Annotated in this window: 13 protein-coding genes and 9 tRNA genes; 15 read left to right on the top strand and 7 right to left on the bottom strand. The window is 38.3% G+C overall.

The genetic code is table 11. From position 1 onward, the window contains the following. Positions 1–2: 2 nt before the first annotated feature. The 9 genes from ACWPVE_RS13825 (at position 3) to ACWPVE_RS13865 (ending at position 990) form a co-directional block, all read left to right on the top strand. Positions 3–79, top strand: a tRNA-Met gene (locus tag ACWPVE_RS13825). A gap of 203 nt (positions 80–282) precedes the next feature. Beyond that, positions 283–358: transfer RNA gene (locus ACWPVE_RS13830), tRNA-Asp, on the top strand. An 8-nt stretch (positions 359–366) separates the two neighbouring features. Then, a tRNA-Phe gene (locus ACWPVE_RS13835) sits at positions 367–439 on the top strand. Between the two features lie 26 nt (positions 440–465). Then, positions 466–541, top strand: a tRNA-His gene (locus tag ACWPVE_RS13840). Between the two features lie 11 nt (positions 542–552). Then, a tRNA-Gly gene (locus ACWPVE_RS13845) sits at positions 553–626 on the top strand. 10 nt (positions 627–636) lie between these two features. After that, a tRNA-Ile gene (locus ACWPVE_RS13850) sits at positions 637–713 on the top strand. Between the two features lie 8 nt (positions 714–721). Next, positions 722–796: transfer RNA gene (locus ACWPVE_RS13855), tRNA-Asn, on the top strand. 5 nt (positions 797–801) lie between these two features. Next, positions 802–892: transfer RNA gene (locus tag ACWPVE_RS13860), tRNA-Ser, on the top strand. A gap of 26 nt (positions 893–918) precedes the next feature. Beyond that, positions 919–990: transfer RNA gene (locus ACWPVE_RS13865), tRNA-Glu, on the top strand. 178 nt (positions 991–1,168) lie between these two features. Here ACWPVE_RS13865 and ACWPVE_RS13870 read toward each other — a convergent pair. From ACWPVE_RS13870 to ACWPVE_RS13885, 4 genes are all read right to left on the bottom strand, one after another. Next, entirely contained in the window at positions 1,169–1,342 is a 174-nt protein-coding gene (locus tag ACWPVE_RS13870) for a hypothetical protein (protein ID WP_453994245.1), read from the bottom strand. 48 nt (positions 1,343–1,390) lie between these two features. Continuing rightward, the gene (locus ACWPVE_RS13875; protein ID WP_453994247.1) at positions 1,391–2,188 is read right to left on the bottom strand and encodes a TIGR00266 family protein; all 798 of its coding nucleotides are present in this window, start codon (positions 2,186–2,188) and stop codon (positions 1,391–1,393) included. Positions 2,189–2,317: 129 nt separating this feature from the next. Next, positions 2,318–3,073, bottom strand: coding sequence for a TraR/DksA C4-type zinc finger protein (locus ACWPVE_RS13880; RefSeq protein WP_453994249.1), 756 nt, complete (start codon positions 3,071–3,073; stop codon positions 2,318–2,320). A gap of 135 nt (positions 3,074–3,208) precedes the next feature. Next, positions 3,209–4,144 carry a 1,4-dihydroxy-2-naphthoate polyprenyltransferase gene (locus ACWPVE_RS13885; protein ID WP_453994251.1) on the bottom strand — a complete coding sequence of 312 codons (936 nt, stop codon included), beginning with the start codon at positions 4,142–4,144 and terminating at the stop codon, positions 3,209–3,211. Between the two features lie 368 nt (positions 4,145–4,512). Between ACWPVE_RS13885 and ACWPVE_RS13890 the strand changes: the two genes are divergently transcribed. The 6 genes from ACWPVE_RS13890 to menC all read left to right on the top strand — a co-directional run bounded on the left by ACWPVE_RS13890 (position 4,513) and on the right by menC (position 12,232). After that, complete coding sequence (locus tag ACWPVE_RS13890; protein WP_453994253.1) at positions 4,513–5,904, top strand: isochorismate synthase; 1,392 nt, start codon at positions 4,513–4,515, stop codon at positions 5,902–5,904. Next, entirely contained in the window at positions 5,897–7,645 is a 1,749-nt protein-coding gene (gene menD, locus ACWPVE_RS13895; protein WP_453994255.1) for a 2-succinyl-5-enolpyruvyl-6-hydroxy-3-cyclohexene-1-carboxylic-acid synthase, read from the top strand. The genes ACWPVE_RS13890 and menD overlap by 8 nt, the downstream gene beginning before the upstream one ends. A gap of 2 nt (positions 7,646–7,647) precedes the next feature. Next, the gene (menH, locus tag ACWPVE_RS13900) at positions 7,648–8,466 is read left to right on the top strand and encodes a 2-succinyl-6-hydroxy-2,4-cyclohexadiene-1-carboxylate synthase (protein ID WP_453994257.1); all 819 of its coding nucleotides are present in this window, start codon (positions 7,648–7,650) and stop codon (positions 8,464–8,466) included. A 290-nt stretch (positions 8,467–8,756) separates the two neighbouring features. Continuing rightward, on the top strand, positions 8,757–9,578 hold the full coding sequence (gene menB, locus ACWPVE_RS13905) for a 1,4-dihydroxy-2-naphthoyl-CoA synthase (RefSeq protein WP_453994259.1): 822 nt from the start codon (positions 8,757–8,759) through the stop codon (positions 9,576–9,578). 76 nt (positions 9,579–9,654) lie between these two features. Next, complete coding sequence (locus tag ACWPVE_RS13910; protein ID WP_453994261.1) at positions 9,655–11,133, top strand: o-succinylbenzoate--CoA ligase; 1,479 nt, start codon at positions 9,655–9,657, stop codon at positions 11,131–11,133. Next, positions 11,129–12,232 (top strand): o-succinylbenzoate synthase, encoded by a 1,104-nt coding sequence (gene menC, locus ACWPVE_RS13915; RefSeq protein ID WP_453997536.1) that lies wholly within the window; start codon positions 11,129–11,131, stop codon positions 12,230–12,232. Before ACWPVE_RS13910 ends, menC begins: the two co-directional genes overlap by 5 nt. 31 nt (positions 12,233–12,263) lie before the next feature. Here the strand turns inward: menC and zupT are convergent, their stop codons facing one another. The 3 genes from zupT to ACWPVE_RS13930 all read right to left on the bottom strand — a co-directional run bounded on the left by zupT (position 12,264) and on the right by ACWPVE_RS13930 (position 14,821). Continuing rightward, positions 12,264–13,073: a zinc transporter ZupT gene (gene zupT, locus ACWPVE_RS13920; protein WP_453994263.1), complete on the bottom strand. Its 810-nt coding sequence runs from the start codon at positions 13,071–13,073 to the stop codon at positions 12,264–12,266. Between the two features lie 556 nt (positions 13,074–13,629). Continuing rightward, positions 13,630–13,791: a DUF1540 domain-containing protein gene (locus tag ACWPVE_RS13925; RefSeq protein WP_453994265.1), complete on the bottom strand. Its 162-nt coding sequence runs from the start codon at positions 13,789–13,791 to the stop codon at positions 13,630–13,632. A gap of 94 nt (positions 13,792–13,885) precedes the next feature. After that, positions 13,886–14,821, bottom strand: coding sequence for a metal ABC transporter solute-binding protein, Zn/Mn family (locus tag ACWPVE_RS13930; protein ID WP_453994266.1), 936 nt, complete (start codon positions 14,819–14,821; stop codon positions 13,886–13,888). Positions 14,822–14,909 lie beyond the last annotated feature (88 nt).

The raw sequence follows: 14,909 nt of genomic DNA on the forward strand, positions 1-14,909 counted from the left end.
ATCGCGGGGTGGAGCAGTCTGGTAGCTCGTCGGGCTCATAACCCGAAGGTCGTAGGTTCAAATCCTGCCCCCGCAACCAAAAAAACTCTTGACACTTACTAGAAACTATCGTAAAATAGTATTTGTCTTTCTGAAAAAAAGGTCCCGTGGTGTAGCGACGAGCGACACTTCATCGAGTAAGCTACGAGTTGTCCCGACGGACAAAACATCTCGAATAAGCTAGTAGAGGAAGGGACAGTTATTACAAGTATTGTGTATTGAAAGTTTTTATTAAGAAAAAAAGGTCCCGTGGTGTAGCGGTTAACATGCCTGCCTGTCACGCAGGAGATCGCCGGTTCGATCCCGGTCGGGACCGCCATATGCAGTGGCTCAGTAGCTCAGTCGGTAGAGCAAAGGACTGAAAATCCTTGTGTCGGCGGTTCGATTCCGTCCTGAGCCACCTTACTAATTCCATAAAGATTAATGGCGGTTGTGGCGAAGTGGTTAACGCATCGGATTGTGGTTCCGACATTCGTGGGTTCGATTCCCATCAGCCGCCCCATATGACAAAATGCGGGTGTAGTTTAATGGTAAAACCTCAGCCTTCCAAGCTGATGTCGTGAGTTCGATTCTCATCACCCGCTCCAATTATTAAATGGGCCTATAGCTCAGCTGGTTAGAGCGCACGCCTGATAAGCGTGAGGTCGATGGTTCGAGTCCATTTAGGCCCACCATATATTATTCCACAGTAGCTCAGTGGTAGAGCTATCGGCTGTTAACCGATCGGTCGTAGGTTCGAATCCTACCTGTGGAGCCATTTTTGGGGAAGTACTCAAGTGGCTGAAGAGGCGCCCCTGCTAAGGGTGTAGGTCGCGTAAGCGGCGCGAGGGTTCAAATCCCTCCTTCTCCGCCATGATACTTTATATAGATGAATATTATGGCCCGTTGGTCAAGCGGTTAAGACACCGCCCTTTCACGGCGGTAACACGGGTTCGAATCCCGTACGGGTCATCAAGCGTTATGAGGTTTCCTCATGGCGCTTTTTTATTTGCATTTTACTTGAAACATTTAAGATCGTATTCTCACGGTCCAAGTGTAAATAAAACCAATAGTAGAATGACTTCAAATAAACTGTGAGAACGTATTCAACTACACTTTGTTCCAAAAGAAAAACACCCGTAAAGGTGTTTTAGTCTTGGCTAATGATATCATCTTCAATTTTTTTCCCAGGATTATCTAGATCAACATCGGAAAAGAGTCCTGGTGAGACACCACGAAACATATCAAATGCAAGTATTTTATCATCAGGTGCATCAAATAGTGGAACAACGGGGTTGCTCTTTACTTCATCTTTACGTTTCACCTTTTCCCACCTCCACTTATTATCCTCCCAGATATGACCGTAATTATTCTATCTGTTATCACCGTTTAATAAATTACCAATTCCACCTAGTATGCTACCTTCACCAGTGTTTCCTCCATTTTTAGGTGCACTAGCAAAGATTCGGTCTGCAAGACGGCTGAAGGGCAGTGACTGAACCCAAACTGTTCCAGGCCCTCTGACGGTTGCGTAGAATAACCCTTCTCCACCAAAAAAGGCTGTTTTTATTTTACCAACATACTCGATATTATAATTTACATCTTTTGTCATTCCGACTAAACAGCCTGTGTCTATACGAAGTAATTCTCCTGGTTGCAGTTCTTTTCTATGAATGGTCCCACCTGCATGTAAAAAAGCTAGTCCATCTCCTTCAAGTTTTTGCATAATGAATCCCTCACCACCGAAGAAGCCAGTACCTAATTTGCGTTGAAAGTCAATTCCAACTGATACGCCTTTTGCTGCACAGAGAAAAGCATCTTTTTGACAAACTACTTTTCCACCAAGCATGCTTAAATCCACAGGGATGATTTTCCCAGGGTAGGGAGCTGCAAACGAAACGTGTTTTTTACCCATTTGCCTATTTGTAAAAACAGTCATAAAAAGGCTTTCTCCTGTTAAGACTCTTTTCCCTGCACCAAACAGTTTTCCTATAAGTCCTCCGCTTTCAGAATCTGAGCCATCACCGAATATGGTCTCCATCGAGATTCCATCTTCCATCATCATCATCGCCCCAGCTTCTGCAATTACACTTTCATCTGGATCTAACTCGATTTCTACAAATTGCATGTCATCTCCATAAAGTTTGTATTCAATTTCATGAGCATTCATTTATTTCTTCCTTTCGATATAAAATTAAATATAAAGTAACAGTTCGTCATTGATTATTATTTTCCTTTAAATTAAATTTGTTTTACATAAAAACATGAAAAGCAGTGGATTTAACCACTGCTTTCTTACTCAATCCTCGGCCTCGTCCTTTGTATATGGTTCCTTTTCATACGGTGGGAGATCACCGAACATTGTCATAATTCCTTCTTCATCGAGTGCCTCTTCATACCTCTCATGTTGGCTATTAGGATAGATCATTATTTCTTTTCCTTCGATATCAGTCGCCACAAAATTTTCGTAATCCTCAACATATCCCACATTTTCTTCGGAATCCATGAATACTTCGTTATAGCTATCAACTGGATCTACAAGGTCTGAAGGGGATTCAGAAGTTCCGTATTTTGCAACATCCTGCCAAGAGTCCTCTGCATCAAAAGATACATTTTCATCTTCATGAACAAATTTTTCAAATGGCGGAATCAACACGCCTTCTTCAATAGGTCTATTATGTGATACTACTTGGGTAGGGCTATGCTCAACACAATACGTTGTTGTTGGAATAGCTTGAAGACGATCAACAGAAATGTCTTTTCCACATTTTTCACATTTACCGTATGTGCCTTCTTCGATTGCCTGTAGGGCATAATTAATATCTTCTAGCTCTTTTTCGATATGCTCATTTAATGCAATGTCCTTTTCACGTTCATATAACTCTGTTCCTTCATCACCTGGATGATTGTCGTAAGAGGACAATTCTCCAACTGAGCCATGTAAATGTCCGCGTTCTAGGTCAAAATGATCGCTATCCCTTAATTGCTCTTCAACTTCTTTTTTTGCGTTTATCAACTGTGAACGGAAGGTTGATAATTGCTTATTTGATAACATGAAAAGCACTCCTTCCACGATGTTTTCGTAACGAATCTTGTTATGTATTATTTACATAAACACGAAAATCATTAATGTAAAAATGTGCTTGTATGGTCGAGACAAAAAGAAAAAACACGATTAAAATCGTGTTTTTTAAAAGTAATATCCGATAAAGATTCCAATGGATAATAAAAATCCAAAGAAGGTATTAGTTTGGGCTGTTGCTTTCATGGCAGGCATCATTTGAATTGGCTCCGTTTTTCCTATGAAGCCAGTTACAGCTTGAATAGCTTTAGGTGCACTTAGGAATACAAGGAAGCACCAGAAAGAGGCAATGCCCATTCCTGCTAGAACTATAATCCAAAGATAGGAAATAATAAACAAAGCTGCTAAAAATTTTATCGAATTGCTTTTTCCTAATAAAATGGGTAATGTTCTACGTCCATTCTTTTTATCTCCATCTAGATCACGAATATTGTTGGACATATTAATGGCTCCAACAAGAATCATAATTGGAATTGAGATTAATACACTTGTTGTTGAAACAGTACCAGTTTGGATGAAATAAGATATTAAAATAATAATCATGCCCATAAAGAAACCAGCTGCTAGCTCTCCAAATGGTGTAGATGAAATAGGAAGTGGGCCACCTGTGTATAAATAGCCTACCGTCATACAAATCGTTCCAACAAGTGCTAACCACCAGCTACTATTTAGGCAGATATAAACACCTAGTAGTGTGGCAATCCCAAAGAAAAGAAAGGCTAAGTTTAAAATTACTTTTGGCTTTACCCCATCACGAACAATAGTCCCACCAATTCCTACTGATTCTGCTGTATCAAGCCCACGCTTAAAATCAAAATACTCATTAAACATATTAGTTGCTGCCTGAATAAGGAGACAAGCAAGCAACATCGTAATGAACAAGCCGATGTTTATGGATGTATCTGATAGTGCAAGGACTGTACCTAAAATAACAGGAACAAAAGAAGCAGTAAGTGTGTGAGGTCGCATAAGTCTCCACCATACCTGAAAGCTATTTGTAGGCTTATCAGATAGCTTCTGATTTGACTGAAGTTGTGTTTGCATAGACTTCTCCTCTCATGTCAACTCATATATATCCACAATACAGTTTAGTGAATCGGACAAATACTGTCAATGGTTTAAAGTAGCAATACCGTGATACTTGAGCTATTGTCTTGATATAATCAGACCGATAAATCCCTTGATATATAATAATAGGATGAAAGTGGTCATGGAACAGGTAGGTGTGGTAGAATCAAGTTTGGTAACTACTATTCGTTGTAATTTATAAATTCTAATTATGACTAAATTATATAACAATAATTAAGTGAGTATTTTTTAAAGGTAACATTCGTATAAATGGTATACTATAAATAGCGATTACGTTTAGGATAAATTAAGATGGAATATATTTCGGGGGGATAAAGTTGGTAATGATACAACAAAAGGGTTTGAGAGAATACATAGAGAAAGGTTTGATCCGTTCAAAGGAAATTTCTAAGCCTGTACTTGTGAGTCAGGTAAAAGAAATGAAGAACATAGACCCCCTATTGTTCTTTGCTGCGGGGAAAAAAGAACCTTTTACAACAAGGAGTTATTGGTCTAATCCAACCAATGATACGATTATCGTTGGGCTTGGAGAGGCATATTCGATTACTGATAATGAATCTACGGAACGTTTTAATAACGTTGAGAAAAAATGGAAAAGCCTTATTGAAAATGCAATCATTGTGGATGATTTTACTCCATATTCTACTGGTCCTATTTTAATGGGAGGATTTTCTTTTGATCCTTTGAAAAAAAGAACAGAGTTATGGAATCAATTCGATGATGCAAAATTTGTGTTGCCTACACTTATACTTTCAGTTTATAAGGGGAGAGCTTTTATAACAACCAATATTGTGTGCGAGCCTTCGAACGCAACATCAATAGTATTGGACTTTGAAATGAACGAGGAGTTTCTAGTGAACCATCTACCGTATCATCAAAGTTCGTCTTTTAGTAAAGAAGAAGTTCAACCAGTAGAATGGATGGAATCTGTTCGCAATGCAACAAAAAAAGTACAAAATGGTGACGTAGAGAAAGTAGTACTTGCTAGAGAAATCAAACTACATTTTGATGAACAAATCGAAGCAGATGGTGTGTTAGCTAGGCTTAAAGAAGAACAACCAATGAGTTATTTATTTGCCATTGAATATGGAAATTCATGCTTTATTGGCGCCTCTCCTGAAAGGCTTGTTAAGAAAAAGAATAAAGAGTTCTTAAGTACCTGTTTAGCTGGTTCAATTCGCCGAGGGAAAACTCCTTCAGAGGACAAAGAACTTGAGAATGAGATTTTAAGTGATCCTAAAAATTTGCATGAGCATGATGTGGTAGTACAAATGATTAAATATGAAATGAAAGAATCATGTACGAGTATCTCTTCCCCATCACATCCAGGTATTTTAAAAATGAGAGATATACAACACTTATATACACCTGTCAAAGGTATTGCAAAGGAAAACGTGTCATTGTTAACGGTTGTAAATCGATTACACCCAACACCTGCTCTTGGGGGACAACCTAAACAAAAATCTTTTGAATTGATTCGGGAGCTAGAAGTACTCGACCGTGGTTGGTATGGAAGTCCAGTTGGCTGGTTAGATCGTAATGATAATGGAGAATTTGCAGTTGCCATTCGTTCGGGATTAATAAATGGTAAGAAAGCATCATTATTTGCTGGTTGTGGAATCGTAGGGGATTCCAATCCAGAAAGTGAATATACAGAAACGATGATTAAGTTTAGGCCGATGCTATCCGCGTTAGGAGGATTAGATAATGAATAATCAAACATTAACTCGTTATGTAGCATCATTTGTAGATGAATTAGTTCGAGTTGGAGTTACAGAGGCAGTTGTGAGTCCTGGTTCCCGTTCGACCCCAATGGCCATCTTAATGGCTGAACATCCTAAGATGAATGTTACGATAAATATTGACGAACGTTCCTCCGCTTTCTATGCATTGGGTATAGCTAAGGCTACGAAAAAACCAGTTGCCATCCTTTGTACCTCTGGTACAGCGGCAGCCAACTATTTTCCTGCAATTGTTGAAGCATATTATTCAAGGGTTCCACTTATTGTGTTAACGGCAGATCGACCGCATGAATTACGTGATGTTGGTGCACCGCAAGCCATTGATCAAAATCATTTATATGGAAATCATTCGAAATGGTTCGTTGAAATGGCATTACCCGAGGAATCTGAGCAAATGTTATCATATGTTCGAACAATGGCTGGAAGAGCAGCAGGAACTGCTCTATCTGCTCCAGCAGGACCCGTTCATCTGAATTTCCCTTTCCGTGAACCATTAGTCCCTAACCTTAACCTTGAAAATATATGGAGTACAAGCGGAAAACAAGGGAAAAATGTGAATGTGTTCGTTGGGAAACCGACAATGAATGAAGAACAAGCTCAGCTTATAAGTAACTTACTTAGTGATAAAAAGAGAGGCGTTATTGTTTGTGGTGCATATGACGAACCAGAGTTTGGATATGCTGTGACAACTCTAGCAGAAACACTACAATTTCCCATACTTGCAGACCCATTATCACAGCTACGGAGTGGTGAACATCCAAAGTCATTCATAGTAGATGGATATGATGCATTTTTGCGTAATGAAGCGTTTCGAGAAACATTTTCGCCTGATATCATTATTCGCTTTGGGGCAATGCCTGTATCGAAATCCCTTCTTCAATTTATTCAAAAACATAAAGAAACGCCACAAATTATTGTGGATGGAGATGGGGGATGGAGAGACCCGACACTATTTGCGACTGATATGATTTACTGTGATGAATTAGCGTTTTGCAACATGTTAATGAATAGAACAGAGAAACGAACTGATACAAGTTGGGCAAACTCATGGTTTAAGATAAACGAGATTGTAAATAAAAATGTAAACGCCGTACATAAAGAAAACAGCTTATTTGAAGGAAAGGTCTTTACTGAGCTTCAGGATATCCTTCCTACGGGTTCAAGTTTGTTCGTCGGTAATAGCATGCCAATACGTGACCTAGATACTTTTTTTACAAATAATGAAAAAGGAATTCATGTTTTTGCAAACCGTGGTGCGAATGGAATTGATGGACTTGTCTCAACAGCATTGGGAATTAGCTCACAAAAGAAACATACTGTATTAGTGATTGGTGACCTTTCTTTTTACCATGATTTAAATGGATTATTAGCAGCAAAACAGCACCATTTACATATAACGGTTGTGCTAATCAACAATGATGGTGGTGGTATTTTTTCTTTCTTACCACAATCACAAGAAGAAAAACATTTTGAGACGCTATTTGGAACACCAATTGGCCTTGATTATGAGCATGCTGTTAGAATGTATGGTGGTCATTTTACAAGTGTTACAAATTGGAAAGATTTCCGAGAAGCCATCTCAAATTCAATAAATGGGGATGGCTTGCATGTAATTGAGGTGCGTACTGACCGACAAGAAAATGTCATGATTCATCGAAAAATGTGGAATAATGTTTCCCAGGAAATAAATGAACTAATTAAAAAGGAACAATAAATATGTTTATTTCATCAAACGGGATTATGTATCATGTTGAAGTAGTAGGAGAAGGTGAACCTATTGTATTTCTACATGGTTTTACAGGGGATTTAACGACATGGTATCAAATTACAAGGATGCTTCGTAACCGTTATAAATGTGTGCTAATCGATCTAATTGGACATGGAAAAACTGATTCTCCAGAAGATTTTTTAAAATATAATCTAGAAACGGTATCTCAAGATATTATGCAAATTTTAGATGTCTTACATATTACAAAAACTCATCTTGTAGGATATTCAATGGGAGGAAGACTAGCATTAGCAACGGCTGTTCTTTTTCCAACTAGAATAGCTAGCCTTATTTTGGAAAGTAGTTCACCGGGCCTTCGAACAGAAAAAGAAAGAGCCGAACGAAGGAATTCAGATGAATTATTAGCATCCCAGATTGAAAAAGATGGTGTCGAACGTTTTGTTGATTATTGGGAGAATATCCCGTTATTCGCATCACAAAAAACTCTAACTAGAGAACAGCAACAGGAAATCCGCAAGCAACGACTTGGAAACAATCCTGTTGGTTTAGCTAACAGCTTGAGAGGGATGGGAACTGGTGCACAACTCTCATATTGGGAGAGACTTCATGAGATCCATGTCCCAACTTTATTGATTTGTGGAGAGCTGGATCAAAAGTTTTGCACAATTGCAAAAGAGATGTCAACTCGCATTCAAACTGCAAAAGTGGAAAAAGTAGAAGACACAGGTCATGCAATTCATGTGGAACAACCACAGTTTTTTGGTAAAATAGTAGATGAGTTTGTTTCTGATCATATATCTTCATGATCAAAATTTACATACAAACATACATAAAAGTGTGTGTTCAAAAAGGACGATGAAAAGGCCAGTCAAGCCCTTTACGATTAGCGGAACGTATTTTTGTTAATACGGAGTCTAAAGTTCTGCTACACTGTAAAAGTGATTTTCTTATCAAATGTAATAGAAAAAGAAAGTCAACGAACTTTAACAGGATAAGGTGACTTCGACGTTGGACAAAAGAACGTTTAGTCTTGATGTCCTATAAAGTGTCATTTTTACCGGACGATTTGAACAGCTTTTTAAAGGAGGACTAGCTAATGGCTGCAGTAGAATGGATTGCAGAACGTAAGTATGATGAAATTTTATATGAAACATACAATGGCATAGCAAAAATCACCATTAATCGACCACATGTAAGAAATGCCTTTACTCCAAAAACAGTAGCAGAAATGATTGATGCTTTTGCATACGCAAGAGATGATTCAAAGATTGGTGTTATTGTTCTTGCAGGTGCAGGGGATGAAGCTTTCTGTTCAGGTGGAGATCAAAAAGTTCGTGGACATGGTGGTTATGTAGGAGACGATCAAATTCCACGCTTAAATGTACTTGATTTACAACGTTTAATCCGTGTCATTCCAAAGCCAGTTGTTGCCATGGTATCTGGATATGCTATTGGTGGGGGACATGTCTTACATGTTGTTTGTGACTTAACAATTGCTGCAGATAATGCCATCTTTGGACAAACTGGTCCAAAGGTTGGAAGCTTTGATGCAGGATATGGTTCTGGCTATCTTGCACGCATCATCGGTCATAAGAAGGCGCGTGAAATCTGGTACTTATGCCGTCAATATAATGCGCAAGAAGCATTAGATATGGGACTAGTTAATACAGTTGTTCCGTTAGAACAACTTGAAGAAGAAACAATTAAGTGGTGTGAAGAAATGCTTTCAATGAGCCCAACAGCACTTCGTTTCTTAAAGGCAGCAATGAACGCTGATACAGATGGTTTAGCAGGTCTTCAACAAATGGCTGGAGATGCAACACTTCTGTACTACACAACAGATGAAGCGAAGGAAGGCCGTGACGCATTTAAAGAAAAGCGTAAGCCTGATTTTAAGCAATTCCCACGTTTCCCTTAATAACTTTATTGCAGCTTGATGAGAATCTCATCAAGCTGTTTTTGCATCATTTTACGAAAAAGGGGATAGTAGAAAAATGAATGTAACAGAGATGCCTAATTGGCTAAAGCAGCGTGCATATTTAACACCCGAGCGAATAGCACTTAAAACCGAAGATGAAGAGATTTCATTTTTATCCTTACATCAAAATGTTATAAAAACAATGAACCAACTTGCATACGCAGGGGCAAAAAAGGGTGATGCCGTGGCCGTTCTTATGAAGAACAGTGTTAAGATGGTGGAAGTAATTCACGCCTTAAAATATATTGGAGCGGTTACAGTACTTTTAAATAGCAAGTTAACTAGCAGTGAACTGGAGTATCAATTGAATGACTCTGGTACAAAAATGCTTGTAACAGAAGAAGCATTTCTTGAAAAGGTTAATCATTTTCTCAATAAAAAAATAACGATAACAGAACTTGTGGAGCTACCTGAGGCTGAATGTGAAATCCAAGAATATTTTACTTTGGACCAAGCTGATACCATTATGTATACATCTGGCACGACCGGAAACCCAAAAGGAGTTATACATACATATGGGAATCATTGGTGGAGTGCGATAGGTTCTAGTTTGAATTTGGGGCTTCACCAAGATGATTGCTGGTTACTCACCGTTCCCATGTTTCATATCAGTGGGTTATCGATTTTATACAGAAGTATCATTTATGGGATTCCAGCAGTTATACACGAAGGATTTGATCCTCATAAGGCAAATGAATCAATCATGAAACAAGGTGTAACAATCATGTCTGTAGTGAGTGTTATGCTAGCACGAATGCTAGATGCATTAGGAAATGAAGATTATCCTCGTACATTTAGAGGAATGTTGTTGGGGGGAGGTCCCGCTCCAAAACCTTTATTAGAAGAATGTCTAGCACGGAATATTCCCGTTTTCCAAACATACGGAATGACAGAAACGGCCTCCCAAGTTGTCACATTGGCACCTGAATACAGTATTTCCAAGCTTGGTTCAGCGGGAAAGCCGCTTTTTCCAGTTCAAATCAAAATTGAAAAAGATGGTAAGATTGCACCTCCATATGAAGTTGGGGAAATTGTAGTAAAAGCTCCTAATGTTACGATAGGTTATTTAAATCGACCCGATGCTACAAAGACGGCCATTGTGGATGGTTGGCTGTACACAGGAGACATCGGTTACCTTGATGAAGAAGGATTTCTTTTTGTTATGGATCGTCGATCAGATCTGATTATTTCTGGAGGAGAAAATATTTATCCTGCTGAACTTGAAGCTGTGTTATTAGGACATCCAAACATTTTAGAAGCAGGCGTAACTGGTATAGATGACGAAAAGTGGGGGCAGGTGCCTGTTGCCTTTGTGAAAATCGAAGAAGAATGTACGCTTACTAAGGATGAAATCATTGCTTTTTGTCATGAACGACTTGCACGGTACAAGGTTCCAAAATCAATTCACTACGTTGAATCGCTGCCACGAAATGCTTCCAATAAACTCATGAGGCGAAAATTGATTGAATTATTAAAGGATGAGAAACATGATTAAGGTAAAAAAGGTCACGCTCCACCTGATTGAACAAAAGTTACTATCCCCATTTGTTACAGGTATCGGGAAGGTTGAGAAGAGAGAGAGTATTCTTGTAGAAGTGGAGGATACGGAAGGTGTTGTAGGGTGGGGAGAAGTTGTAGCTTTTTCTTCGCCTTGGTATACAGAAGAAACCATTAAGACATGTTGGCATATGATTGAAGATTTTTTAGTGCCGCAAATAGTAAATGAAGCATATGATCATCCTCAGCAATTACAAAACAATTTTCAATCTATAAAACGTAATAACATGGCGAAAGCAAGTATTGATATGGCCTTTTGGGATATCTATTCAAAAAAGCAAGGCATCTCGCTATCTAAAGCAATCGGTGGAACGAAAAATTTTATTGATTCAGGTGTAGTTGTTAGTTTGAATTCGATTGAGAAAGTTCTCAGTAAAATAGAAGAGCATATCAAGGCAGGATATAAACGTATCAAAATAAAAATTAAGCCAGGTCAGGATTATAAGCTACTTCAACAAATCAGGCGGGAGTTTCCAACTATATCACTGATGGTAGATGCAAATTCGGCATACTCGTTAAAGGATACATATCACCTTAAAGCGTTGGATGAGTTTCATTTACTTATGATTGAACAACCATTAGCAGAAGATGACATTATTGACCATGCTAAGCTGCAAAAAGAACTTCAAACCCCCATTTGTTTGGATGAAAGCATTACATCAATCGATGATGCCCGTCAGGCAATTGAATTGGGAAGTTGTCGGGTAATGAATATAAAAATTGGTCGAGTAGGGGGAATGACGGAGGCAATACAAATTCATAATTTGTGTCAGTCCCATCAAATTCCTGTTTGGTGCGGAGGAATGCTTGAAACGGGTATTTCAAGAGCTCATAATATTGCCTTAGCTAGTCTTCCTAATTTCACAATTCCTGGTGATATTTCAGCATCGTCAAGATACTGGGATAGGGATGTTATTGATCCAGAAGTGGTTGTTGAAAATGGCCGCATTGCCGTTCCAGACGGGCCTGGAATTGGATTTAATATAGACTGGGAATATATACATCATTTAACCAAACAGAAGAAAGTATTACAGTAATTAGATGGCATTGGCAATGCGTTTTTTATTTTTATAGGACCAGCAGTAGACTTAAGGCCATTACAGCCATACCAGCAATTAATCCGTAAATGGATAAATGCCCACTATCATATCTTCTAGATGCTGGAAGTAATTCATCAAGAGAAATAAAAACCATAATTCCTGCTACTGCAGCAAAAATAATCCCAAACATGATATCGTTTAAAAATGGCATTAATATAAGGAATGCTACAATTGCCCCAACTGGTTCCGCTAACCCAGACAGAAAAGAGAGCTTAAAGGCTCTTTTTTTACTACCTGTTGCAAAATAGACTGGTACAGCAACCGCAATCCCTTCAGGTATATTATGAATGGCTACCGCGATTGCAATAGCGATTCCAAGCCCTGGGTCTTGGAGAGCTGAGGTAAAGGTAGCAATTCCTTCCGGGAAATTATGGATTCCAATTGCAAGTGCAGTGAAGGTTCCCATCTTTAGTAATTGTGCATCGTCCACATTGGAAGATGTGAGATTCATGTCTTCCACTTTTTTTACTTCATGAGGGTTGCTACTTTCTGGTACAAATTTATCGATTATTGCAATTAAAAGCATCCCTCCAAAAAAACCTGCAACGGTCAACCAGTTCCCCATTTGATCACCTAATTCGGCAGTAAGGGCATCTTTAGCTTTAACAAAAATTTCAATCATGGATACGTAAATCATGACACCAGCAGAAAAACCAAGTGTCCATGATAAAAATTTGGTATTGGTTCTTGACGTGAATAGGGAAATTAAACTTCCAATCCCAGTTGCAAGGCCAGCAAATAGGGTTAAGCTAAAAGCGAGTAATAGATTTTCATACATCGCTTATTCTCCTCTCAAGGTAAATTATAGGATCTTTTCTAAAATTATTTGTAATAAAATGGAAGGTGAATTAATCGAAATGGACATCTTTGATACGTAGCGAATATCCAAGGGATAAAATACATTCCTTAAAAAATGGTCAAGTTATCCATTTTGTCTATATGAATAAATGTTTCCTTTGTGCAACTTTTAAATTATCATATGTTCATTTTTAAATTTTGTCAATTAATTTACTTCGATATTTTTGAAAATACGAAAAAAATAAGAAAAAAATCAAGACAGCTGAGTGATCAGCTGCCTTGGGACCTAATTTACGTCTGGCATCCTTGCCTAGCCCTTTGCTACTCTCATTATGGTCAGAGAGCAATCTTCTAACCACAATGTCTTATGCTTGTCGAACTTGCACACAGGACAACAAATGATTCTAAAGCATCAACATCGGAGGAAGAGAATGCAAAACATCCTCTAGGATTTGCTGGCGTCTACGTTTGTCACAGTACGTGACGTGACAGTAGTAGTAAGTAGACGTTTAACATAGGCACCCACGCATTTGTGTTTATATTTCGCCTTCAGGAATGAAGGTTTTACAGTCAGTTTCGGTTTGTTCTGATGCTGTTTGACCTGTGCTGCTCACAACATAAATAGCGTCAGCACTACATTTGTTACCACTTGCCCAATAGTGGCAATTTTTTACTTCACATAAGACGTCTTGTGCCATTGTACTACACCTCTTTCTACAGAATGTGGTCTAGCATTTTTATTTTCTCCAAGAAAGGGGTGTGGATACAAGAAACATCTCCCAAAGCAGGTAGTTAATTTAGTGCTTTCTTTAATGTTTCAAGGTTTTGATACATTAAACTAAAGTAATCTTCATTTTTTTCCGCTTCTTGTTTCGTTATCGCTTCTAGATTATGAAGGTTTAGGCTTTCTGTGCCTGTTTCACTTTGAACTGTTTTGGCTATTTTAGATGAAATGTTTTGTTCAAAGAGAATATAGTTAAGACCGTGTTTCTTAGTCGTGTCAATAATGTTTTTAAGTTCTTTTTGCGATGGTTCATTGTTTGGGGAAAGTCCCGTAATACTTATCTGTTCTAAGCCATATCTTGTTTCCCAGTACCCATAGGCAGAATGAGCAACTAGAATTTCTTTTCGTTTTGCAGAACTAGTTACATCAATAAAATCATTGTGCAACACTTCTAATTGATCCTTTAATTCATTGAAGTTCTCTTCATACGTATGTTTTTCTGCTGGGTTTAATTGAATTAATGCATTTTTAATATTTTCTGCAAGCTGAATCGAATGAAGCGGGTCTAACCATATATGTGGATCAATATCTCCATGATGATGCTCTTCCTCATCTTCGTGATGGTGATCCTCAGTACTTAAAAATTCAATCCCCTCACCAGCTTCAATTAACTCCACCTTTTCATCCTTTAATGTTTTTTGAGCATTTGCCACAAATCCTTCAACCCCAACACCTGTATATATAAACGCATCGGCACTCGCGATGTCCGTCATGTCCCTAGGAGTTGGTTCAAATGTATGTGCATCAGATCCAGGTGGATATACACTTTGTACTGAGACGCTTTCGCCTCCGATTTTACTTGTGAAATCTGTTAAGGGAAATACGGTCGTATAAACCATAAATTTACCTTCTTCTTTATCTGGTGCTTTATTTTGATCGGCTCCGCAAGCTGTAAGAATGATGATTCCTAATAGGAGCACGAGATATAGGTTATATTTCTTCAATTTCCTTTCTCCTCTCAAGTATCCAATATGGTACCTGTTTAAAATTCCTTTCATATTATATCGTAATTATTCCGATTTGAGAACAAAA

Source organism: Bacillus nitroreducens, assembly GCF_964021195.1.

Coding starts and splice junctions, on each gene's coding strand:
- menD (WP_453994255.1), top strand. CDS start 5,897: ATGAATAATCAAACATTAACTCGTTATGTAGCATCATTTGTAGATGAA.
- ACWPVE_RS13890 (WP_453994253.1), top strand. CDS start 4,513: ATGATACAACAAAAGGGTTTGAGAGAATACATAGAGAAAGGTTTGATC.
- menB (WP_453994259.1), top strand. CDS start 8,757: ATGGCTGCAGTAGAATGGATTGCAGAACGTAAGTATGATGAAATTTTA.
- ACWPVE_RS13925 (WP_453994265.1), bottom strand. CDS start 13,791: ATGGCACAAGACGTCTTATGTGAAGTAAAAAATTGCCACTATTGGGCA.
- ACWPVE_RS13910 (WP_453994261.1), top strand. CDS start 9,655: ATGAATGTAACAGAGATGCCTAATTGGCTAAAGCAGCGTGCATATTTA.
- ACWPVE_RS13880 (WP_453994249.1), bottom strand. CDS start 3,073: ATGTTATCAAATAAGCAATTATCAACCTTCCGTTCACAGTTGATAAAC.
- ACWPVE_RS13875 (WP_453994247.1), bottom strand. CDS start 2,188: ATGAATGCTCATGAAATTGAATACAAACTTTATGGAGATGACATGCAA.
- ACWPVE_RS13885 (WP_453994251.1), bottom strand. CDS start 4,144: ATGCAAACACAACTTCAGTCAAATCAGAAGCTATCTGATAAGCCTACA.
- zupT (WP_453994263.1), bottom strand. CDS start 13,073: ATGTATGAAAATCTATTACTCGCTTTTAGCTTAACCCTATTTGCTGGC.
- menH (WP_453994257.1), top strand. CDS start 7,648: ATGTTTATTTCATCAAACGGGATTATGTATCATGTTGAAGTAGTAGGA.